At 59.7% G+C, this 22,988-nt stretch carries 18 protein-coding genes, 3 tRNA genes and 1 pseudogene; 1 reads left to right on the plus strand and 21 read right to left on the minus strand.

The genetic code is table 11. From position 1 onward, the window contains the following. On the plus strand, window positions 1-324 hold a 324-nt coding region (locus BM160_RS21005; protein ID WP_143093311.1), incomplete at its 5' end, for an integrase core domain-containing protein. A gap of 253 nt (window positions 325-577) precedes the next feature. Here the strand turns inward: BM160_RS21005 and BM160_RS21010 are convergent. The 21 genes and pseudogenes from BM160_RS21010 to tuf form a co-directional block, all read right to left on the minus strand. Beyond that, a tRNA-Lys gene (locus BM160_RS21010) sits at window positions 578-653 on the minus strand. A 134-nt stretch (window positions 654-787) separates the two neighbouring features. Further along, window positions 788-863 (minus strand) — tRNA-Phe (locus BM160_RS21015). A gap of 58 nt (window positions 864-921) precedes the next feature. After that, the gene (locus BM160_RS21020; protein WP_092008114.1) at window positions 922-1,596 is read right to left on the minus strand and encodes a response regulator; all 675 of its coding nucleotides are present in this window, start codon (window positions 1,594-1,596) and stop codon (window positions 922-924) included. Between the two features lie 60 nt (window positions 1,597-1,656). Continuing rightward, window positions 1,657-3,957, minus strand: coding sequence for a sensor histidine kinase (locus BM160_RS21025; protein WP_092008115.1), 2,301 nt, complete (start codon window positions 3,955-3,957; stop codon window positions 1,657-1,659). Then, complete coding sequence (locus tag BM160_RS21030) at window positions 3,954-4,598, minus strand: DUF4390 domain-containing protein (protein WP_255369034.1); 645 nt, start codon at window positions 4,596-4,598, stop codon at window positions 3,954-3,956. Before BM160_RS21030 ends, BM160_RS21025 begins: the two co-directional genes overlap by 4 nt. After that, window positions 4,576-5,913 (minus strand): 16S rRNA (cytosine(967)-C(5))-methyltransferase RsmB, encoded by a 1,338-nt coding sequence (gene rsmB / locus BM160_RS21035; protein WP_092008117.1) that lies wholly within the window; start codon window positions 5,911-5,913, stop codon window positions 4,576-4,578. Before rsmB ends, BM160_RS21030 begins: the two co-directional genes overlap by 23 nt. 234 nt (window positions 5,914-6,147) lie before the next feature. Next, window positions 6,148-7,461 (minus strand): NAD(P)/FAD-dependent oxidoreductase, encoded by a 1,314-nt coding sequence (locus BM160_RS21040; RefSeq protein ID WP_092008118.1) that lies wholly within the window; start codon window positions 7,459-7,461, stop codon window positions 6,148-6,150. Between the two features lie 21 nt (window positions 7,462-7,482). Further along, window positions 7,483-7,815 (minus strand): c-type cytochrome, encoded by a 333-nt coding sequence (locus BM160_RS21045; RefSeq protein WP_092008119.1) that lies wholly within the window; start codon window positions 7,813-7,815, stop codon window positions 7,483-7,485. 163 nt (window positions 7,816-7,978) lie between these two features. Beyond that, window positions 7,979-8,980: a M48 family metalloprotease gene (locus BM160_RS21050; RefSeq protein ID WP_092008120.1), complete on the minus strand. Its 1,002-nt coding sequence runs from the start codon at window positions 8,978-8,980 to the stop codon at window positions 7,979-7,981. Between the two features lie 287 nt (window positions 8,981-9,267). Further along, the gene (locus BM160_RS21055) at window positions 9,268-9,864 is read right to left on the minus strand and encodes a LemA family protein (protein ID WP_092008121.1); all 597 of its coding nucleotides are present in this window, start codon (window positions 9,862-9,864) and stop codon (window positions 9,268-9,270) included. A gap of 322 nt (window positions 9,865-10,186) precedes the next feature. Next, window positions 10,187-14,407, minus strand: a complete 4,221-nt coding sequence (gene rpoC / locus BM160_RS21060; RefSeq protein WP_092008122.1) for a DNA-directed RNA polymerase subunit beta' — start codon at window positions 14,405-14,407, stop codon at window positions 10,187-10,189. A gap of 27 nt (window positions 14,408-14,434) precedes the next feature. After that, entirely contained in the window at window positions 14,435-18,547 is a 4,113-nt protein-coding gene (gene rpoB, locus BM160_RS21065; protein ID WP_092008123.1) for a DNA-directed RNA polymerase subunit beta, read from the minus strand. Between the two features lie 78 nt (window positions 18,548-18,625). After that, on the minus strand, window positions 18,626-18,877 hold the full coding sequence (locus BM160_RS22440) for a hypothetical protein (RefSeq protein ID WP_143093312.1): 252 nt from the start codon (window positions 18,875-18,877) through the stop codon (window positions 18,626-18,628). Between the two features lie 3 nt (window positions 18,878-18,880). Next, on the minus strand, window positions 18,881-19,255 hold the full coding sequence (gene rplL, locus BM160_RS21070; protein WP_092008124.1) for a 50S ribosomal protein L7/L12: 375 nt from the start codon (window positions 19,253-19,255) through the stop codon (window positions 18,881-18,883). An 81-nt stretch (window positions 19,256-19,336) separates the two neighbouring features. Next, window positions 19,337-19,867, minus strand: a complete 531-nt coding sequence (gene rplJ, locus BM160_RS21075) for a 50S ribosomal protein L10 (RefSeq protein ID WP_092008125.1) — start codon at window positions 19,865-19,867, stop codon at window positions 19,337-19,339. Window positions 19,868-20,135: 268 nt separating this feature from the next. Further along, on the minus strand, window positions 20,136-20,831 hold the full coding sequence (rplA, locus tag BM160_RS21080; protein WP_092008126.1) for a 50S ribosomal protein L1: 696 nt from the start codon (window positions 20,829-20,831) through the stop codon (window positions 20,136-20,138). Then, entirely contained in the window at window positions 20,828-21,262 is a 435-nt protein-coding gene (rplK, locus tag BM160_RS21085; RefSeq protein WP_092008129.1) for a 50S ribosomal protein L11, read from the minus strand. The genes rplA and rplK overlap by 4 nt, the downstream gene beginning before the upstream one ends. 182 nt (window positions 21,263-21,444) lie before the next feature. After that, window positions 21,445-22,041, minus strand: a complete 597-nt coding sequence (gene nusG / locus BM160_RS21090; RefSeq protein WP_092008127.1) for a transcription termination/antitermination protein NusG — start codon at window positions 22,039-22,041, stop codon at window positions 21,445-21,447. Then, on the minus strand, window positions 22,041-22,424 hold the full coding sequence (gene secE, locus BM160_RS21095) for a preprotein translocase subunit SecE (protein ID WP_092008128.1): 384 nt from the start codon (window positions 22,422-22,424) through the stop codon (window positions 22,041-22,043). Before secE ends, nusG begins: the two co-directional genes overlap by 1 nt. Before the next feature lie 124 nt (window positions 22,425-22,548). Continuing rightward, window positions 22,549-22,624: transfer RNA gene (locus BM160_RS21100), tRNA-Trp, on the minus strand. Between the two features lie 19 nt (window positions 22,625-22,643). Beyond that, window positions 22,644-22,988, minus strand: a pseudogene (gene tuf / locus BM160_RS21105) (elongation factor Tu); the annotation flags it as partial.

Below are 22,988 nucleotides of genomic sequence, written 5' to 3' on the forward strand. Positions count from 1 at the left end.
CTGGTGCATCACTCCGACAGGGGCATCCAGTATTGCTCAAATGACTATCAGGAAATCCATCGGCGTCACGGCATCAAGTGCTCAATGACCGACGGCTACGACTGCTACCAGAACGCGCTGGCCGAGCGGGTTAACGGAATCCTGAAGATGGAGTTCCTGCTGCATCGACCGGCCGACCTGAGCCAGGCCAGCCGCATGGTTCAGCAGGCCGTACAAATCTATAACCAGGAAAGGCCGCACCAATCCCTACAATTGAAAACGCCCGATGAGGCTCATCGGGCGTCTTTAGCTGGCCTCATCGGCTCGGCTATTTGTGCTTCATAGGTGTCAACCTATGGCAGGACGGGTCAGTGGTGGGTTCTGAGAGATTCGCTGTTGTGTGCCCCACCTGGCTCAATGAAACCAAGAATGGCACGCCGAAGGGAGTTCCCTTAAATGAAGATGCAAAAGAAGTCTTGACCATGGCCGCAACGCACATTGTTCGCTTGAAGCCTGAACGCTCAGGGAATCTGGTCACGTTTTTGTCACGTCCAGAAGTAAAAAGGGCCTAGCCTTGCGGCTAAGCCCTTATAAATACTGGTGGGACGTGCGGGGGTCGAACCCACGACAAACGGATTAAAAGTCCGCTGCTCTACCAACTGAGCTAACGTCCCAGGATTTCTCAACAGCGAAAACTGCGATGAAAACCATTAGCGTTTCAACAAGCAAAGTGTTTGCTTTATTGATGCTGAACTACCGGAAATAAAAAAACCGCCTTAGCGGATTTTTTATGCCTTGAAGGCTTGACTGGTGGCCTGGGGCGGAATCGAACCACCGACACAAGGATTTTCAATCCTCTGCTCTACCGACTGAGCTACCGGGCCTGAGCCTTAAATTATATATCAGTAAAAAGGGCTTTCGGCCAAAGTCGCCGATTAACGTTCAAATGCTGCGTTTTCCACGCGTGAGATCGACACCCAATTGCTTTAATTTGCGATACAGATGGGTGCGCTCCAACCCGGTTTTTTCAGCCACCCGGGTCATGGAACCACCCTCTTTGGCCAGGTGGAATTCAAAGTAGGCCTTCTCGAACTCATCGCGCGCGTCGCGCAGCGGCTTTTCCAGTAAAAAACTTTGCGTGGCCTGGGGCCCTCTATCGACGGGCTCGACCAACACGCCACCCGACACAATGGTCTCAGCGCTGAACTCATTCATCGGCATGGCCGGGGTCAAGGCGCCGGGTTTGCGGGCCACTGTTTTGGCCAGCCCCTGCTCGACGGCTTTGAGCAGTTTTTGCAGGGTAATCGGCTTTTCCAGAAAGGCCATCGCGCCTATCTTGGTGGCCTCGACCGCGGTATCTATGGTGGCATGACCACTCATCATGATGACGGGCATGGTGAGCAGGCCGCTGGAAGACCACTCCTTGAGCAGCGTCACGCCATCGGTATCTGGCATCCAGATGTCCAGCAGCACCAGGTCTGGCCGGATCCGGCCACGGGCGGCACGGGCCTGCGCGGCGTTTTCAGCCAGCTCGACCTGATGACCTTCGTCATTGAGAATTTCTGAGAGCAGGTCGCGTATGCCCAGCTCGTCATCGACCACCAAAATATTTGCCATGATTGAATTGCTGTCCTGCCTATTGTTGTTATGGATGCAAAGGCGTAGCGAAAACTGTTGCTACGCCACAACCGCAAATGATAGCGACACTTGCGCACCTTGCAGCTGACCCTCTACCACGCGGTTTGAAATATCGATGCGCGCACCGTGTTCGTCGGCGATTTTCTTGACCACCGCCAGCCCCAGGCCGGTGCCCTTGAGCTTGGTGGTGACGTAAGGCTCAAAGGCTCGCTTAAGGATGTGCTCTGGAAAGCCGGCACCGTTGTCGCGCACACTCAGGCGCACGCGGCCGGAGCCATCAAGGTAATCGGTCTTCAGAATGATGCGGCCGTCCGCCTGGCCTTCCAGGGCGTCCTGTGCGTTTTGCAGCAGGTTGTGAATGACCTGGCGCAGCTGCTGGGCATCGCCCTTGATCGGTGGTGCGGCGGCGTCGAGATCGATCTGCACCGGCACCACGGCGTTTTCACTGGCGTACAAGTGCACCACTTCGTTGATGAGGGCATTCAGATCCACCGACGTCAGCTCGGCAGCGGGCAGGCGAGCATAGTCGCGAAATTCATTGACGAGGCGTTTCATGGCATCGACCTGGTCAACAATGGTTTTGACGGACTTGGTCAGCAGCGCCTGCTCGGGCTCGCCAACCTTGCCGGTGAGTTTCATTTCCAGGCGCTCGGCCGACAACTGTATGGGCGTGAGCGGGTTCTTGATTTCGTGCGCCAGCCGGCGCGCCACTTCGCCCCAGGCCCGGGCTCGCTGGGCCGACACCATTTCGGAGATGTCGTCAAACACCAGCAAATACTCTTCGGTGCCCGGCATTTTGGCGCCGCGCGCGATCACGGTGATGGCGTTGTCGTCGGCGCCATGGCCAACGGCATGGAGCTCAAACGACTGCTGCCAGTGCGCCTGACCCTGCGGCGCGTTGTCACGCAGGTAGTCGGCAAACTGGACCAGCACATCCTTGGCAAACAGCTCCAGGCCGGGGACTTCGCCCAACGACTGGCCCTGGTAATCGGCCAGCGGCGCGCGCAGGATGCGGGTGGCGCCGGGATTGCTGGACTGGATACGCCCACTCACATCCAGCACGATCACGCCGGCGGTGAGGTTGTCCAAAATGGTTTGCAGGTTGGCACGCGAGGCATCGACCTGGCTCATGCTTTGCTGCACCGCCGATCTGGCATCGGCCAGCTGCTGCGTCATGTCGGCAAACGAGCGCGTCAGCCCGCCCAGTTCGTCCTTGCCCTGTAGCGCGACCTTGGGCGTCAGGTCACCCAAGGCCACCTGCTTCACGCCCTCGGCCAGCAAGAGCAGCGGCTTGGCCAACTGGTTGCCCAGCAGCACCGCCAGCAGCACCGCACCGAACACGGCCAGGAAAAGACTGAGCGTGAGTGTGCCTATGTACATCTTGCGCAGCCCGCCACGCGCCAGCGCACGCTCCTGGTATTGGCGGTTGGCCTCCTGAACGGCGACCGCGTTGGCCACCAGACCGGCCGGCAGCAATGCCGTCACCTGCAGGTACCTAGCCTGCCCCAGCACGCCGACATTCGGGTTATTCACCACGGCAAGGGCTTTGACGCGCGGCGCCGTGTTGACCCCAAGGCCAGGCGCAGCAGCCCCCGCGCTGTCGCCGCCGGCGCTCAGCTCACCATTGCCGCCGGTCGGCATCTCGTCTAGACCTTCAATCTGGGTGGTGACGCGCTGGCTGCGCGCGTTGCGCAATTGCTGCGCCGAGGGTCGCTCGGGTTTGAGTAAAAAGCGCGTTTCACCGGCGCTGGCAATCAGCTGGCCGGAAGCGCTCCAGAGCACCACATCGCTGGCCGACAACTGGTCGCGCATGCGTTCCAGCGCCAGCCCGGCCATGGTGTCGGGGGTATCCGCGAGTTGCGTGGCGGCCTGCCTGGTCTTGTTGCCCAGGTCCGCCGCTAGGGTGTCCAGCGTGGTTCGGCCCAGATTCAAGCCGGCGGCCAGCGCCCCCTCCACTTCCACGTCAAACCAGCTTTCGATGGAGCGCGATACGAATTGGTAAGACACGACATAAATCATCAGGCCGGGCAACAGACCGACTAGTGCAAAAATGGCCGCCAGCTTGACCAGCAAGCGACTGCCAAAACGGCCCCGGCGCAAGCGCAGCGCCAGGCGCAGCACAATCCAGCCGATCACCAGCAGCAAGAGGCTGGCCACGGCCACGTTCAGACCGAACAGCAGCGCGTAATTGCGTTCGTAGAGATCGCGATTACCGGTCGCCTGGGTCAGCAAAAACAGCAACACCAGACCCAACGCCACCACGGTGCCCACGCCGACGCCCATGGTCCAGCGAAAAGCCTGGCTGCTTTTCAGCGGGGCGAGCCGGCCTGGCAAACTCATTTCACGCTCTCGGTACTGCTGACGGGAGCGGCGACAGGCACCAGCTTCAGCCGCTCTTTGAGTTGCGCGGAAATCGTCCAGTCGCGCTGCCCGGACACGCCAATCTGGAAGGGCCGCGGCAGCTGCGACAGATCGAGCCGGAAATTCAAATCAAGTTTGTATTCGGCCTCGGGATCCACGTCGGCAGCCTCGGCAATTTTCCAGCGCGCCACGCGCTGTATCGCCGCCAGGGCTTCGTCCATGGTTTCGTAATTCTGATTCAGCGAGGCGCGCAGGCCGGCCGAGCTGGTGATCAGCCCCGAGGCGATGTTGACGCGCCAGCGCCGCGTCAGCGGCTGGTAGGCCAGGCGCAGGGTGCGCGCGGCACTGGCCACCTGCTTATCGGCCCAATACCAGCGCTCGCGGTAAAGATCGGCCTCGACCACAAAAAACACCGGAATGCCCTTGAGCAAAGCATCCTCCACCACGGAGGGCAGCTCAAACCGGACCAGGGCCGACAGATACACGCCGTCTTCGGCGCGCTCCACGCGCAGCTGGCTGATCTCGGTGCTGGCGGCCACGCTCTGGCCGGGCAGCCACAGCACGCACAGACACAAGCCCAGCAACCAGCGCGTAACGCTATGAAGGACTGTGTTTTTCAAGAAGTGCGTAATAAAACCCATCGTGCTCACGCATCAAATTGTCCGGGAAGACGCCCGCCTCTGCGCCACTTTGCGGCAGCAAATGCCCTGGTGAGGGCATTAATAGGGCATCGGTGTGGTGCGCAAGGAACGTTTGTATCTGTGTGTCACCTTCGGCCCTGAAAACCGAACAGGTGCAATAGAGCAAACGACCACCGGCTTTGAGCAAGGGCCACAAGGTTTGCAGCAAATGCGCCTGGATGTCAGCCAGCTGAACAATATCGGTGGGCCGGCGCAGCCAGCGCACGTCGGGGTGGCGGCGCACAATCCCCGAGGCGGTACACGGTGCGTCCAGCAAGATGGCGTCGTAGCGCCGGCCATCCCACCAGGCGTCGGGCTGGCCCGCATCACCGACCTTGATCGCCGCCTGCAGGCCCAGGCGCTGCAGGTTTTGCCCGATGCGCTGGCAGCGCCGGCCATCGATGTCCAGCGCCGTCACCTCGCAGTCGGCCAGCTCCAGCAGGTGAGCGGTCTTGCCACCGGGGGCGGCGCAGGCATCGAGAATATTCAGGCGACTGCCCGCCTGAGGGCTCGCCAAGCCGTCCAGCAGCAAGGGGCCGGCCAGTTGGGCGGCGGCGTCCTGCACCGAAAAATGCCCCTCCGCAAAGCCCGGCAGCACCGTCACGGGACGCGCCTCGGTCAGGATCACGCCCTGCTTGCCTACCGGAGCCGCTTCTATATTGATAGCTGCCAGCGCTTGCAGATATTGGGCTTGAGTCGTTTTTCGTTCATTAACCCGAAGAATCAAGGGGGCCCGCAGGTTGTTGGCATGCAAAATCGCCTGCCAATGCGCCGGGTGGTCTTTGCGCACTAGATCTATCCACCATTGCGGATGGTTCCAGACGGCTTGCGGGCTTTTCTCGCTCACCGCCACCAATGCCTCACGCTCGCGCAGAAAGCGGCGCAGGCAGCCATTAATGAAGCTGGCCTGATGGGTGGTGGCGTCACTGCGCTTGGCCGCTTCCACGGCCTGGTCCACCAGGGTGTGCGCGCTGTAAGGGGCATCCTGATCGGTCCAGATCAGGGCCAGGGCCACGCACAGCAAGGCATCGGCCTCGGCTGGCGGCGGGCGCTTGGCCAGTTGCCGGCGCAGCGCTTCGGCGCGGCCCAGCCAGCGCAGCGCGTGAAAGCCCAGCGACTGAACGCCGGGACGGAGCGTGGCGTCAACCTCTTCCAGCGCGGCCGTCATGGACTGGCCGTCTCGAACGGCCAACAATAAAGAAGCAGCCCCCTGGAGCTGGCGCCACAGGGGGACTTGGGTAAGGTTTTCTTGCATGGCCTGTATTAGACCAGCCGGCAGACCATGCACCCGAAATGCAAGCCTGAGAGGTATTTTCAAACAGGGGCCGCGGGACCGGCTTCGCCGGACCGCAGGCGCAGCGGCCCCCTCGGGGCTGGTGCCCGTGGCTCCGAACCTGCTTGAGCAGGTTTGGACGGGCGCCAGAAGCGAAGCCTCCGGCGAGCGGCGGCCTGCAAGGTGCAGGGAGTTAGTGAGCGACCGTGGGGGCCACTACACCAGGGTATCGGCCCAGATGTTGCGCGCCCAGCTCAGCGCATACGTCCCTTCGAGTTCGGTCGGACCGGCGCTGACACCGCCGGAGCCGGCCACCGTCTTGAAGGTTTTTTCAGCCGCCACGTATTCATGCACGCTGGCCACGTGAATCACGCGCTGGTTGTCGACAAAGCTGTAGCAGGTATTGGTCAGCATGGGCGCGGGGTTGACCTCCCAGCCCGACAGCTGCGCCACAATGGCCGCCGCCGCCACCTTGCCGTGGTTGTTGGCCATATGGCCGCTCTTGGGCATGCCGGGGGCGATCTGGATGGAGTCGCCCAGCACATGCACATCCTTGGCGGCGGTGGATTCGAAGGTGAGATAGTTGACGCCGCACCAGCGCTGATTGGCCTGGTTGTTCAGGCCGGCCTGCACGGCAATGGTGCCGGCGCGCATGGCAGGCAGGACATTGAGCACCTGCGCCTTGACATCGTCCTGCACGTCGAACTTGATGGTGCCGGTTTTTGCATCAACCGCCGTGGCCTTGTGCTGGCCGCGGTATTCAAGAATGCCCTTGTACTGCTCGGCCCAGACCTTTTTGAACAGCGGCCCTTTGGAGGTGACGTCCGGATTGGCATCGAGAATCAAGACCTTGCTGCGTGGCTTGGCGGCCTTGAAGTAGGCCGCCACCACGGAGGCGCGCTCATAGGGGCCGGGCGGGCAACGATAAGGCGCCTCGGGAATGGTGATGGCATAGACGCCGCCGTCGGGCATGGCCTCGAGCTGCTTGCGCAGTGCCACGGTTTCCGCGCCGGCCTTCCAGGCCTGCAAGATCTGACCCGAGGCGTTGGCCTCTTTGAGGCCCTCTATGCTGCCGAATTGCAACTCGATGCCGGGCGAAACCACCAGCTTGTCGTAGGCAATGGTGGCGCCACCGGCGAGCGTGACGGTTTTCTTCACCGCATCAATGGCGCTGGCGTAATCCTTGACGACGGTGATGCCGTGGTTTCTGGTCAGGCCCGCATAGGGGGTGGTGATGTCGGCCAGTTGCTTGTTGCCGCTGAGCAGCAAATTGGAAATCGGGCAGGAAACAAAGGCCGCCTGCGGCTCGATCAGCAGCACATCGATTTTGTTGTCGGAGAGCAGGCGTACATATTTGGCGGCCGTGGCGCCGCCGTAGCCGCCGCCTATCACCACCACCTTGGCCTTGGTCGGAATGCCGGCGGTGCTGGCGCAGCCGGCCAGTCCCAGCAGGCCCAGGGCCGCACCGGACTGCAACAGGGAGCGGCGCTTGAAGCCGGGCCGTGACGCGGAGTGAAGAGAGCTGTTCATGATGTTCTATCCTTGTGGCGCTTATTTTTTCTGGGCTGCAAAGAAACTGGCAAGCGATTCAATCTGGGCATCGCTATAACCTTTGCTGATCTGGTGCATCACCGTGGCCTGGCGGGTGCCGGACTTGAAGGCCTTCATCTGGGCCACGATGAAAGCCGGGTCGAGTCCGGCCAGTCCGCTCACGCTGCTGCCTTCAGCCGCCTTGCCATTGGTGCCGTGGCAGTTGGCGCAACTGGCGGCCAGGCTTTTGTTGTACAGCGCTTGCTGGCCGGCGGCGTTTTGCGCCTGCGCCAGCGGGCTGGCCAACAGGCAGACGAGCGACATCGCGAGGCCTGCAACGGTTTTAATTTTCATGACTTCTCCTGACGGTTTCGAGCGGTAATTCATTGAGTTGATAATTTAACGCGCGACCCCGCGCGCTCCATAGGGAGTATCCAGCACGCTGGCGGGTACCGACCTGTCGGCCTTCCAATCATTCGCCATGTGCTTATGCCACGGCGACGCGCGGCCAGCCGTATCAAAAGAGCGCATCAGGCCGCGTGGCGACGTGGTCGTCGCGGCGTAGCGCCGTCATAGGTCGGCCATAGATGCGGCGAATGCGCTCGGCCAGTGGTGGGTGGGTAGCGAGCCAGCGGTCCTTGGCCGCGGTGTTGACCAGCAGCATATGTTGCACCGCCGGATGCAAGCGGCCTGACGGGCCCTGATGCGCGGCCTGCTGCCCCGCCACCTTGCGCAGCACACCACCCAGCCCGTCCTTGCTGCGCGTGAACTGCACCGCGCGTGCGTCGGCCAGATACTCGCGCTGACGCGACACCGCCGCCTTCAACACCCGCCCCGCCAGCCAGCCCAAAGAGCCGGTCAGCATGATGGCGAAACCGGGCAGCGCCAGCAAGGAGTAGCGCCCTTCGTTATCGGTTTCACACATGCTGCGGCCCAGATTGAAGATCATCTCCAGCCCGAACACCATGCCGGCCAACCGCATGTTCAGGCGCGTATCGCCTTCGCGCAGATGGCTGAACTCGTGTGCCACCAGGCCTTGCAGTTCATCGCGCGTCAGCTGCTCCAGCGCGCCCTGCGTGACGGCCACCACGGCATCGTCTTCATCCCAGCCCGTGGCAAAGGCGTTGATGCTGTCCTCGCGCGGCAGCACCATGGCCAGTGGTGGCTTGATGCTGGCGGCAATGGCCAACTCGCTGACGATGTTGCAGAGCTTTTGCTCGGCCTCGCGGCTGGCGGGCCAGGCCTCGCGCGCACCGACGCGGCGCGCCAGCCGTTCACCACCGCCATGCAGGCTTGAGGTTTCCAGCCACCAGCCGCCGAGCACAAACAGCAGCGTCACGGCCGTGTTGACGCTAAAGAAATAAGCCGGATAGCTGCTGAATCCGGGCGTGAGCACGCGCCAGGTCAGCGCCAGCGCGGCATTCACGGCCAGCAGCAAGGCCAGCAGCGTCAGGCCAAACAACAACAGCAAGCGCAGGGTCTGGGCTCGGGCGGCTTCCTGTCGCTCAAAAAATCGCATCTATTCGGCCCCCACGGTCGCTCGCTGCGCGTAGCTTCCTGCCCCCCGAGGGGGCCGCCCCGCCTGCAGTCCGGCAAAGCCGGTCCTGCGGCCGGTACTTGAAAAAACGGGCGCCACTGCACCTGGCCATGCGAATTCCGGAGGCAGCGGCGTCTGCGTAGCGACCAGCCTAGGCGTTTGCCCTTCACACCAGCAGGGGCCGCGGAACCGGCTTCGCCGGGCCGCAGGCGCAGCGGCCCCCTCGGGGGGCAGCGCAGTACGCGTAGCGACAAGCGTGGGGGCCATATTCACATCTGAATGCGAACGGCCTGACGCTCCGTCGCGCTTTCCGTGGCCTGCAGCATGGCCGAAGGCGCAAAACCGAACAGACGGGCAATCAGCAAGGCCGGGAACTGCCCTTGCGCATTGTTGTAGTCCAACACGGCATCGTTATAGGCTTGCCGGGCAAAGCCGACCTTGTTTTCGGTGCTGGTGAGCTCTTCGCTGAGTTCACGCAGGGTCTGGTCGGCCTTGAGTTCGGGATAGGCCTCAGCCACCGCAAACAGCCGGCCCAGGCTACCGTCCAGCGCCTGCTCTGCCACGGCCAGCGCGGTCACGGCAGCGGCGTTGGCCGGCCGGCTGCGCACGGCATCGCTGGCGCTGCGCGCCTGATTGCGCGCGGCAATCACCGCCTCCAGCGTTTGCTGCTCATGCTGCAGGTATTTTTTGGCCACGTCCACCAGGTTGGGGATCAGGTCATAGCGGCGCTTGAGCTGGACATCGATCTGGCCAAAGGCGTTGCCAATGATGTTCTTCAGCCTGATCAGCCGGTTGTAGGCGCCCACCGCCCAGAAGACCAGCAAGGCCAACACGGCGATCCAAACCAGGGTGGAGACAGGCGGCATGGAGGCTTCCTCAAAGTTAAGAGTTAAGGGACGCATAGCCGGCGACACGGGCCGGCGCAGCCGCGAGATTAACTGCTTTTTTCCGGGTGTCGGCCCACCGGCCCCCATCGAGCGGCCAGTCCGCAGCCAGCAGGCCGCCAATCGCTATTAATTCAATAGCTTTCAGCGCTCGTCAGATATACGTAAAACTCATTATTTCCTTAAATTTCCAGGATTTATCAGCAAGTATCAACGGCAAGCGTCAAGGGACGAAAAAAAGCCCCGCACCTTTGCAGGATGCGGGGCTTGACGCTCTTTGTGCAGCGTCAGTTGTCAGCCAGGCTTATTCCGTGGCAGGGCTTTCGTCGCCGGCTTCAACCGGTACGGCAACGGCGTCCAGCTCGGCGGCTTCGGCTTCGGCGATGGCGCGGCGCTCGGCGTCGTCCATCAGGTCCTTGGCCTTGCGTGCCTCGTGGTAGGCCATGCCGGTACCGGCAGGGATCAGGCGGCCGACGATCACGTTCTCTTTCAGACCGCGCAACTCGTCGCGCTTGCCCATGATGGCAGCCTCGGTGAGCACGCGGGTGGTTTCCTGGAAGGAAGCCGCGGAGATGAAGGAATCGGTCGACAGCGAAGCCTTGGTAATACCCAGCAACAGGTTGCTGAAGGTCGCCGGGATCTTGCCCTCGGTGCGCAAGGCATCGTTGGTGTCCAGCATGGCGGAACGCTCGACCTGCTCTCCAGCGATGTAGCTGGAGTCGCCGACGTTCTCAACCACCACACGGCGCAGCATCTGGCGAACAATCACTTCGATGTGCTTGTCGTTGATCTTCACGCCCTGCAGACGGTAAACGTCCTGCACTTCATCGACGATGTAGCGGGCCAGCTCGGCCACGCCCAGCAAACGCAGAATGTCTTGCGGGTCGGCCGGGCCGTCCACAATCGACTCGCCCTTGTTCACCACCTGGCCTTCGTGCACCAGAATGTTCTTCTCCTTGGGGACCAGGTCTTCCCAGACCTTGCCTTCGGGATCGGTGATCTGCAGACGAACCTTGCCTTTGGTCTCTTTACCGAAGGACACGGTACCGGTCATTTCTGCCAGCGTGCCCTTGTCTTTCGGGGTACGGGCTTCGAACAACTCGGCGACACGCGGCAGACCGCCGGTAATGTCGCGGGTCTTCTGGCCTTCGATAGGGATACGGGCCAGCACTTCGCCGGGGCCCACGTCCTGACCGTCACGCACCTGAACCAGCGCGCCGATCTGAAAGCCAATCGTCACCGAGTGATCGGTGCCGGGGATCTTGACTTCGTTGCCGGTGGCGTCGATCAGCTTGACCTGGGGACGAATCACCTTGGTGGCGCCGCGACGCTTGGGATCGATCACCACCAGGGTGGACAGACCGGTCACATCGTCAACCTGCTTGGCCACGGTCACGCCTTCTTCCACATTCTCGAACAGCACCTTGCCGGCGAATTCGGTAATGATGGGGCGGGTCAGCGGATCCCAGTTGGCCAGAATCGCACCAGCCTTGATGGTCTGGTCGATCTTGACGGTCAGCGTTGCACCGTAAGGCACCTTGTGACGCTCACGCTCACGGCCATGCTCATCATGAATGATGATTTCGCCGGAACGGGCAATCACTACCAGGTCGCCCTTGCTGTTGGTCACATAGCGCATAGGCGCGTTGAAACCGATCACACCGTTGGACTTGGCTTCGACGCTGGACGCGATGGCCGCACGCGATGCCGCACCACCGATGTGGAAGGTACGCATGGTCAGCTGCGTGCCGGGCTCACCAATCGACTGGGCGGCGATGATACCGACCGCTTCACCTATGTTGATCAGGCCACCGCGACCCAAGTCACGGCCATAGCACTTGGCGCACAGACCGAAGCGGGTTTCGCAGGTCAGTGCGGTACGCACTTTCACTTCGTCCACACCAGCGGCTTCGAGCGCTTCGATGATGTCCTCGTCCAGCATCACACCGGCCTTGGTCAGAACCGCACGGTTCTCAGGGTGCAGCACGTCCTCAACCACGGTGCGGCCCAGAACCCGGTCGCGCAGCGATTCGATGACTTCACCACCCTCGACGATGGCGCGCATGAGCGAGCCTTCTTGCGTGCCGCAGTCATCCTCGGTCACCACCAGATCCTGTACCACGTCGCACAAACGGCGGGTCAGGTAACCGGAGTTGGCGGTTTTCAACGCCGTGTCAGCCAGACCCTTACGGGCACCGTGGGTGGAGATGAAGTACTCCAGCACGTTCAGGCCTTCGCGGAAGTTGGCGGTAATCGGCGTTTCGATGATGGAGCCGTCAGGCTTGGCCATCAAACCGCGCATACCGGCTACCTGGCGAATCTGCGCCGCGGAACCGCGAGCGCCGGAGTCGGCCATCATGTAGATGGAGTTGAAGGAATCCTGCTCAACTTCCTTGCCGTGGCGGTCAATGACCTTCTCTTTGGAGAGCTGGGCCATCATGGCCTTGGAGACCTCGTCGCCCGACTTGCCCCAGATGTCCACCACCTTGTTGTAGCGCTCGCCGGAAGTCACCAGACCCGAGACATACTGCTGCTCGATCTCTTTGACTTCCTTCTGGGCGCGCGAAATGATCTCGTGCTTTTCCTTGGGCACCAGCATGTCGTCGATACAGATGGAGATACCGGCGCGCGTTGCCAGGCGGAAGCCCGACTGCAAGAGCTTGTCGGCAAACACCACGGTCTCTTTCAAACCGCACTTGCGGAAGGACACGTTGATCAGCTTGGAAATTTCCTTCTTCTTCAACGCCTTGTTGATGTTGGAGAAAGGCAGACCCTTGGGCAGGATTTCGGACAGCAGAGCCCGGCCGCCGGTGGTTTCCCACAGCTTGGTCGAAGGCACGAACTCGTTCGTTTCCTTGTCCTTGGTCCACTCGGTCAGACGCACGCTGATGCGCGCATTCAGGTCGAGCTCGCCTGCGTCAAAAGCACGGCGAACTTCGCCGGTGTCCGAGAACACCAGACCTTCGCCCTTGCCGTTGGTACGGTCGCGGGTCGTGTAGTACAGACCCAGCACAACGTCTTGCGACGGAACGATGGAGGGCTCGCCGTTGGCAGGGAACAGGATGTTGTTCGAAGCCAGCATCAGGGTGCGGGCTTCCATCTGTGCTTCCACCGACAGCGGCACGTGAACGGCCATCTGGTCACCGTCAAAGTCGGCGTTGAAAGCCGAGCAGACGAGTGGGTGCAGCTGAATCGCCTTGCCTTCGATCAGGATGGGTTCAAAGGCCTGGATACCCAAACGGTGCAGCGTAGGCGCACGGTTCAGCATCACGGGGTGCTCTTTGATGACCTCTTCCAGAATGTCCCACACGACTGGCGTGCCGGATTCGACTTCCTTCTTGGCCGCCTTGATGGTGGTGGCAATGCCGCGCACTTCGAGCTGGGCGAAGATGAAGGGCTTGAACAGCTCCAGCGCCATCAGCTTGGGCAAACCGCACTGGTGCAGCTTGAGCGTTGGGCCCACGGTAATCACGGAACGACCGGAGTAGTCGACGCGCTTGCCCAGCAAGTTCTGGCGGAAACGACCCGACTTACCCTTGATCATGTCGGCCAGCGACTTCAGCGCGCGCTTGTTGGCGCCCGTCATGGCCTTGCCACGGCGGCCGTTGTCCAGCAAGCTGTCCACGGCTTCTTGCAGCATGCGCTTCTCATTGCGCGCAATGATTTCGGGCGCTTTGAGTTCCAGCAAGCGGCGCAGACGGCTGTTGCGGTTGATGACGCGGCGATACAAATCGTTCAGGTCGGAGGTCGCAAAGCGGCCGCCGTCCAGCGGTACCAGCGGACGCAGGTCCGGCGGCAGCACGGGCAACACATCCAGCACCATCCATTCGGGCTTGATGCCGGACTTCTTGAATCCTTCCATCAATTTCAAGCGCTTGGCGTTTTTCTTGATCTTGATTTCGGAGCCGGTCAGGTCATTGCGCAGCTTGTCGATTTCGATGTCGATATCCAAGCCTTCAAGCAGGTCCTTGATACCTTCAGCGCCCATCTTGGCGGTGTACTCATCGCCGTATTCCTTGCGCTTGGCATCGTAGTCGTCTTCCGACATGATGCTGAATTTCTTCAGCGGGGTCATGCCGGGGTCGGTCACCACATAGGCTTCGAAGTACAGCACACGCTCGATGTCGCGCAAGGTCATGTCGAGCACCAGGCCCAGACGCGATGGCAGCGACTTCAGAAACCAGATGTGGGCGCAGGGAGCGGCCAGGTCGATGTGACCCATGCGCTCACGGCGAACCTTGGTCTGCGTGACTTCAACGCCGCACTTCTCGCAGATGACACCGCGGTGCTTGAGGCGCTTGTACTTGCCGCACAGGCACTCGTAGTCCTTGATAGGGCCAAAGATCTTGGCGCAAAAAAGACCGTCGCGCTCAGGCTTGAAGGTACGGTAGTTGATGGTTTCGGGCTTTTTGACTTCACCGAAAGACCACGAACGGATCTTTTCGGGCGAGGCCATACCGATCTTGATGGCATCGAAATGCTCATCCGGCGTGAACTGCTTGAACAGGTCGAGTAATGATTTCATGACTTAAATCCTTTTCTTGTCCGCTGTTTAGCTGCGTTCCAGTTCCATGTCGATACCCAGCGAGCGGATCTCTTTGACCAGCACGTTGAACGACTCGGGCATGCCGGCCGTGATGGCATGCTCGCCCTTGACGATGCTCTCGTACACCTTGGTACGACCGACCACGTCATCGGACTTGACGGTGAGCATTTCCTGCAGCACGTAAGCGGCGCCATAGGCTTCCAGCGCCCAGACCTCCATCTCACCAAAACGCTGTCCACCGAACTGGGCCTTGCCGCCCAGCGGCTGCTGCGTGACCAGGCTGTAAGGACCGGTCGAACGGGCATGCATCTTGTCGTCCACCAGGTGATGCAGCTTCAGGAAGTGCATGTAGCCCACGGTCGTCGTACGCTCGAAAGCGTCGCCGGTGCGGCCGTCATACAGCTGAGCCTGGGTACGCGTCGCGGTCAGGCCCTTGGCCTGGGCGACATCGTCAGGATAGGCAAGCTTCAGCATGGTCATGATGTCCTCTTCCGAGGCGCCATCGAACACTGGCGTGGCGAATGGCACACCGGCCGTCAGGTTGTTGGCCATCGCGATGACATCGCTGTCCGACAAGCTGCTCAGGTCCTCGGCACGGCCGGACTTGTTGTAGAGCGTGTCCATGAAGGAACGCAATTCAGCCAGCTTGGTTTCAGCCTGCAGCATGTCGCCGATACGCTGACCCAGGCCCTTGGCGGCCCAGCCCAGGTGAACTTCAAGCACCTGACCCACGTTCATCCGTGAAGGCACGCCCAGAGGGTTGAGCACGATGTCGCACGGCGTACCGTCGGCCATGTAGGGCATGTCTTCGATCGGAACGATCTTGGACACCACGCCCTTGTTGCCGTGACGGCCGGCCATCTTGTCACCGGGCTGCAGACGACGCTTGACCGCCAGGTAAACCTTGACCATCTTGAGCACGCCGGATGGCAGCTCGTCGCCTTGCGTGAGCTTCTTGCGCTTTTCCTCGAAGCCGAGGTCAAAGCTGTGACGCGTCTGCTCCATGGCGTTCTTGATGCTCTCCAGCTGGGAGGCCACTTCCTCATCTGCCGGGCGAATGTCAAACCAGTGGTACTTCTCGACGTCGGCCAGGTAGGCCTTGTCGATCTTGGTTCCCTTGGCCAGCTTCTTGGGGCCGCCGTTGGCGACCTTGCCATTGAGCAACTTCTCGATACGGTCAAACGCGTCGGCTTCCACAATGCGCAGCTGGTCGTTGAGGTCCAGGCGGAAACGCTTGAGTTCGTCGTCGATGATCTGCTGGGCACGCTTGTCGCGCACAATGCCTTCACGGGTGAAGACCTGCACGTCGATCACGGTGCCCTGCGAGCCCTGGCTCACGCGCAGCGAGGTGTCTTTCACATCGCTGGCTTTTTCGCCGAAGATGGCGCGCAGCAGTTTCTCTTCCGGTGTCAGCGTGGTCTCGCCCTTTGGCGTGACCTTGCCCACCAGCGTGTCACCCGGCTGGACTTCGGCACCGACATAAATAATGCCGGATTCGTCCAGACGGTTGAGCTGCTGCTCGGACAGGTTTGGAATGTCGCGGGTAATTTCTTCGGAACCCAGCTTGGTGTCACGAGCCATCACCACGAGTTCTTCGATATGAATCGAGGTATAGCGGTCTTCAGCCACCACACGCTCGGAAATCAGGATCGAATCCTCGAAGTTGTAGCCGTTCCAGGGCATGAAACCGATCAGCATGTTCTGACCAATGGCGATTTCGCCCAGGTCGGTCGATGCGCCGTCGGCGATCACGTCACCCTTGGCCAGCTTGTCGCCCATCTTGACGATGGGGCGCTGATGGATGTTGGTGTTCTGGTTGGAACGCTGGTACTTGATCAGGTTGTAGATGTCCACGCCGACTTCACCGGCCAGGGCTTCCGCATCATTCACACGCACCACGATGCGGGTCGCATCGACATAGTCCACCACGCCGCCACGATTGGCGGTCACCACCGTGCCCGAGTCGACCGCAGCAACGCGCTCGATACCGGTACCGACCAGCGGCTTTTCAGGACGCAGCACAGGCACGGCCTGACGCGACATGTTGGCACCCATCAGTGCGCGGTTGGCGTCATCGTGCTCCAGGAAGGGCACCAGCGAAGCCGCCACCGACACGATCTGCGCCGGTGACACGTCCATGTACTGGACGCGCTCGGCGCCAACCAGAATGGACTCACCTTTTTCACGGGCAGACACCAGGTCGCCGGTCAGGCGGCCGTCCTTGTCCAGTGCCGCATTGGCCTGGGCAATCACGTATTTACCTTCTTCGATGGCCGACAGGTAGTCGATCTGATCGGTGATCTTGCCATCCACCACGCGGCGATAAGGCGTTTCGATAAAGCCGTACTCGTTCAGGCGAGCATAGAGCGCCAGCGAGTTGATCAGACCAATGTTCGGACCTTCCGGCGTTTCAATCGGGCAGACGCGACCGTAGTGGGTCACGTGCACGTCACGCACTTCAAAGCCAGCACGTTCGCGGGTCAAACCACCGGGGCCAAGGGCCGAAACACGGCGCTTGTGGGTGATTTCGGCCAACGGATTGGTCTGGTCCATGAACTGCGACAACTGCGAAGCACCGAAGAACTCTTTCAACGCAGCCGAAATCGGTTTGCTGTTGATCAGGTCGTGCGGCATCAGCGGCTCTTGCTCAGCCTGGCCCAGACGTTCTTTGACGGCCTTCTCGATACGGGCCAGACCGGTACGGTACTGATTTTCCGCGAGTTCGCCGACGCAACGCACGCGGCGATTGCCGAGGTGGTCAATGTCATCGACTTCGCCGTTGCCGTTGCGCAGGTCCACCAAGATCTTGACGACAGCGAGGATGTCCTCGTTGGTCATGACCATGGGGCCGGTGGAGTCGTCACGACCCACGCGGGCATTGAACTTCATACGGCCAACGCGCGACAGATCGTAGGTGTCGGGGTTGTAGAACAGGCGCTGGAACAGGGCCTGGACGGCGTCTTCGGTAGGCGGCTCGCCGGGACGCATCATGCGGTAGATCGCCACACGTGCAGCAAACTCGTCAGCCGTTTCGTCGGTACGCAGGGTTTGCGAGATGTAAGCACCCTGGTCGAGTTCGTTGGTGTACAGCACTTGCAGGTCTTGCACGCCGGCCACGCGCAGCTTCTTCAGCAGCAGCTCGGTCAACTCATCGTTGGCCTTGGCAATGATTTCACCGGTATCGGCATCGACGATGTTCTTGGCGACCACGCGGCCGATCAGGAAATCTTCGGGCACGCTGACGCTGGTGGTACCGCTTTGCTCCAGCTCGCGGGTGTGACGCACCGTGATGCGCTTGTCCTTGGCCACCACAACCTTGCCGGTTTTGTCGGTCAGGTCAAAACGGGCGACTTCACCGCGCATGCGCTCGGCAACAAACTCCATCTGCGCACCACTGTCCATCAGACGGAAGTTGTCGAAGACAAAGAAGTTGGCCAGAATGGATTCCGGATTCAGGCCGATGGCCTTGAGCAGAATCGTGACCGGCATCTTGCGACGGCGGTCAACGCGGAAATACAGGATGTCTTTCGGATCGAATTCGAAATCCAGCCAGGAGCCGCGGTAAGGAATGATGCGGGCCGAAAACAGCAGCTTGCCCGAACTGTGGGTCTTGCCCTTGTCGTGTTCAAAGAACACGCCAGGCGAGCGATGCAGCTGGGACACGATGACACGCTCGGTGCCATTGATCACGAAAGAACCCTTGTCCGTCATGAGCGGTACTTCGCCCATATAGACTTCCTGCTCCTTGACCTCTTTGACGACCTTGGACTGCGACGTCGACGACTCGCGGTCATAAATGATCAGTTGCACTTTGGCGCGCACGGCCGACGCGAAGGTCAACCCGCGGGTCTGACACTCGCGTACATCGAATGCCGGCTTGGCCAGGTTGTATTCGATGAACTTCATCTCGACAAAACCATTGTGCGAGACGATTGGGAAGGCATTGTCAAATGCTGCTTGCAGGCCTTCTATGGTACGTTTTTGAGGCGCACGGTCGGCTTGCAGGAATGCGGTGTATGCATCTTTCTGCATCTGCAGCAAATAGGGAACAGTCAACACGCTTTCGCGGTTGCCGAAGCTTTTGCGGATGCGTTTGCGTTCGGTATAGGAATAGGCCATGAGTTCTCCGCGTTGATGGGCTCTGGCGACTCTCGAACCCGAATACACCACGTATTCAGGCAACTTGGTGGTTGGCCACTACCAACCATGGCGGACGGTGATGCATTGCACATCACCCGAACCAAGGCGTTTTCTGCAGTCGGGATTCAGAAAACACTGAAAAAAAGACTGTGGCAATCTTTTTTTCAGTGCATCTACAAAATACAAAACCTCTTTTTCGTGCTCCGGATACATCGCAAAACCGGCTAATTTGCTGGCTTTGCGGTGTACGCCTTGAAACACGAAAGGCTGGAAGCCCGATTTCGGTCTTCCAGCCTTTGCAAACAGCAAGAATTACTTGAGTTCGACTTTCGCGCCAGCTTCTTCGAGCTTCTTCTTGGCAGCTTCTGCGTCGGCCTTTGGAGCGGCTTCCTTGACGTTCTTTGGAGCGCCGTCAACCAGATCCTTGGCTTCTTTGAGGCCCAGACCGGTGATTTCGCGAACAGCCTTGATGACCGACACCTTGTTGGCGCCAGCTTCGAGCAGAACGACGTTGAATTCGGTCTTCTCTTCAGCAGCAGCAGCAGCGCCACCGCCAGCAGCAGCAGGAGCTGCCATAGCAGCTGCGCTCACGCCAAATTTCTCTTCGATGGCTTTCACCAGGTCGTTGAGTTCGAGGACCGTCATGCTATCCAGCGCGGTCAAAAATGCGTCTTTATCGAATGCCATTTTGATTTCCTAAAAAGTATCTATTAACAGTTGGGGACAGGGTCCGCGCCAAACGCGTCCGACCATCCCGCAAGGTCTTGTTTACGCTGCTACAGCTTCAGCTTCAGCTGGGGCTTCGGCTTCGCCGCCGCCCTTTTTCGCTGCCAGCGCGCCCAGCACAACGGCCGTACGCGACATGGGCGACATCAGCAAGCCACACACCTGAGCCAGCAACACTTCCTTGGAAGGGATGTTGGCCAGTTGCTTCACGCCGTTCACGTCCAGGGTTTTGCCACCAAATGCACCACCGCGAATCACCAGCTTGTCGTTGGTTTTCGCGAAGTCGGCCACCACTTTGGCAGCGGCGACAGCATCGATGGAAAAGCCGTAGATCAGCGGACCGGTCATCTGGTCGGACACGACTTCAAATGCGCTACCTGCCACGGCACGGCGAGCCAGGGTGTTCTTCAGAACACTCAGGGTCACGCCTTTTTCGCGGGCTTGGCTGCGCAGCTTGGTCATGTCAGCGACCGTGATGCCACGGTATTCCGCCATCACGAGCGTTTGAGCTTTAGCGGCGAGGCCTGTCACTTCATCAATGACGGCTTGTTTCTCACTGCGATTGAGACTCAAGGTCTACTCCTTAAAAATGTGCCATCGGGCTTGGGCTTTCGCCATCGCCATTCGGCACGCTCATATTCAGCGACCAACTGTTTCCGATTCTTTTCAAAACCATCTGCAGCGGGACCGCCATCTGCGTTGGCTGTCTTTCGATTAAGTACCTGACCTGAAACTATTTCATTCAAGCCGGCACGCCAACGGTCCTGGATGACCTGCCAGAGGAAAACCCCGGCAGCCCACCACATTGAACAGCTCTTGCGAGCCGTTCAAATTTTTGCGATTACGCCGCGATGGTTTGCGTGTCGACGCGAACGCCCACGCCCATGGTCGACGAAACCGCGACTTTCCTCAAATACACGCCTTTGCTGGAAGCCGGCTTGGCTTTCTGCAGGGCATCAATCAGGGCGGCCAAGTTGCCTTGCAGCTTGACGGTGTCAAACGAACGCAAGCCAATGGTGCCGTGCACAATACCGGCCTTGTCAACGCGGAACTGGACTTGACCAGCTTTTGCGTTCTTGACAGCGGTGGCGACGTCTGGCGTCACGGTGCCAACCTTGGGGTTGGGCATCATGCCACGTGGGCCGAGAATCTGACCCAGCGTACCAACGATACGCATGGCATCAGGGGAGGCAATCACCACGTCGAAATCCATCTTGCCGGCCTTGATGTCGGCAGCCAGATCGTCCATGCCGACGATATCTGCGCCGGCAGCTTTGGCTTCTTCAGCCTTGGCGCCTTGAGCAAACACGGCCACGCGCTTGGTTTTGCCAGTGCCGTTAGGCAACACGACCGCGCCGCGAACGACTTGGTCGGATTTCTTGGCATCAACGCCGAGCTGCACAGCCACATCGATGGACTCATCGAACTTGGCAACGGCGAACTCTTTGACAAGGCCCAGAGCATCGGTCAGGGCGTACAGCTTGTTGCTGTCGATCTTGTCACCGATGGTTTTTTGACGTTTGGTCAGCTTGCTCATACAACACCCTCCACCGTCACGCCCATGGAGCGAGCGGAACCAGCAATAGTACGAACGGCAGCGTCGAGGTCGGCAGCCGTCATGTCTTTCATCTTGTGCTTGGCGATCTCTTCGAGCTGGGCACGGGTGATCTTGCCTACCTTGGCGGTATGCGGCGTAGCAGAACCCTTGTCGAGCTTGATAGCCTTCTTGATCAGCGTGACAGCCGGAGGCGTCTTGATGATGAAAGTGAAGCTCTTGTCTGCGTAAGCAGTGATCACCACAGGCAGTGGCAGACCTGGCTCAACACCTTGGGTCTGGGCATTAAATGCCTTGCAGAATTCCATGATGTTCAAGCCGCGCTGACCCAGCGCTGGACCGATTGGGGGGGATGGATTGGCCTTGCCAGCTGGTACTTGCAGCTTAACGAAGCCGACGATTTTTTTCGCCATACTTTTCTCCTTGCGGGTCATAACGCCTGAGTACTGCAAAAAACAGCATCAGGCTCCCCGGGGTTGCACAACTCAATAGGGATTCAAAAGAATCCTCTGCGCCGAGTTGCAAAGCGCAAATTTTTTCTGCCGGCCGTCAGGCTTGACGCCTGATCAGCCCCACCCTGAAAAACAGGATGAAATCAGGTTTTCTCAATCTGGCTGAATTCCAGCTCCACCGGAGTGGCACGGCCGAAAATCGTAACCGATACCCGAACCTTGTTCTTCTCGTAATTGACCTCTTCCACCGTTCCATTGAAATCGGTGAAAGGACCATCCTTGACGCGGACATATTCGCCGGTTTCAAACTCAACCTTGTGACGCGGCTTCTCGGTGCCGACTTGCATCTGGTTGACGATTTTCTGGACTTCCTCTTCGGAAATCGGGGCCGGACGATTCTTGGCGCCACCGACAAAACCGGTCACCTTGTTGGTGTGCTTCACCAAATGCCAGGTTTCGTCATCCATGACCATCTCGACCAGCACATAGCCAGGGAAGAAACGGCGCTCTGTTGTTTTCTTCTGTCCGTTCTTGATCTCGACCACTTCTTCAGTAGGAACCAAAAAACGTCCAAACTTGGACTGCATCTCTGCGCGATTGATGCGCTCGACAATATTGCGCTCCGCGGCTTTTTCCATGCCGGAATAAGCGTGCACGACATACCACTGCATGCCAGGGGTGGCAGCAAAGGATGCGCCAGCCGCAACTTCACCATCTACCGTGTCGTTCAGATCGCTCATTATTTTTTCCATCCCAGGATCAGGTCGTAAAACACCCACTCGAGCGTTTTGTCGGTCAACCACAAAAACAAGGCCATCACCACCACAAAAACAAACACGTAAATAGTCATTTGTATTGCCTCTTTGCGGGCAGGCCAAACAACTTTTTGCACTTCACGCCAAGAGTCGCGGCCAAAAGCCACAAACTGCTTACCCAGCTCCGACGACACAAAAACAACAACAGCCGCGATCAAACCCACGATCAGCGCGCCCCACTGGGCTAACTGACCTTGCTTGCCCAGGAGATAAAAACCGACAAGGGAAGCCAGAACCAAGACAACGACCAAGCCCAGCTTGGCTTTGTCGGCATTGGTACTGACGGTTTCAACTTGAGAAGAGGCCATGATTGCCGGATTTCCTGTTCTATCTTCATGCGTCTCTTCAGACGCTTAAGCCCACCGGAGTTTTTGACTCCTGGCGGGCTTGCTATTTACATCACCTGCGGCATCGGCATATCCGAAAACCAGGTGGCAGGGGCAGAAGGAATCGAACCATCAACCTTCGGTTTTGGAGACCGACGCTCTGCCAATTGAGCTATACCCCTGCATCAAACTTGCAATCGCTTAGGCAATAATTTTGGCAACGACGCCAGCACCAACGGTACGGCCGCCTTCGCGAATGGCGAAGCGCAGGCCTTCTTCCATGGCGATCGGGTTGATCAGCTTGACGGTGATCGACACGTTGTCGCCTGGCATGACCATTTCCTTGCCTTCTGGCAACTCGATCGCGCCGGTCACATCCGTCGTGCGGAAGTAGAACTGGGGACGGTAGTTGTTGAAGAATGGCGTGTGACGGCCGCCTTCGTCCTTGGACAAAACGTAGATTTCGCCGGTGAAGTGCGTGTGTGGCTTGATGGAGCCGGGCTTGCACAGCACTTGGCCGCGCTGCACGTCTTCACGCTTGGTGCC

The sequence above is a fragment of the Polaromonas sp. OV174 genome, assembly GCF_900112285.1.
Classification (GTDB): domain Bacteria; phylum Pseudomonadota; class Gammaproteobacteria; order Burkholderiales; family Burkholderiaceae_C; genus Polaromonas.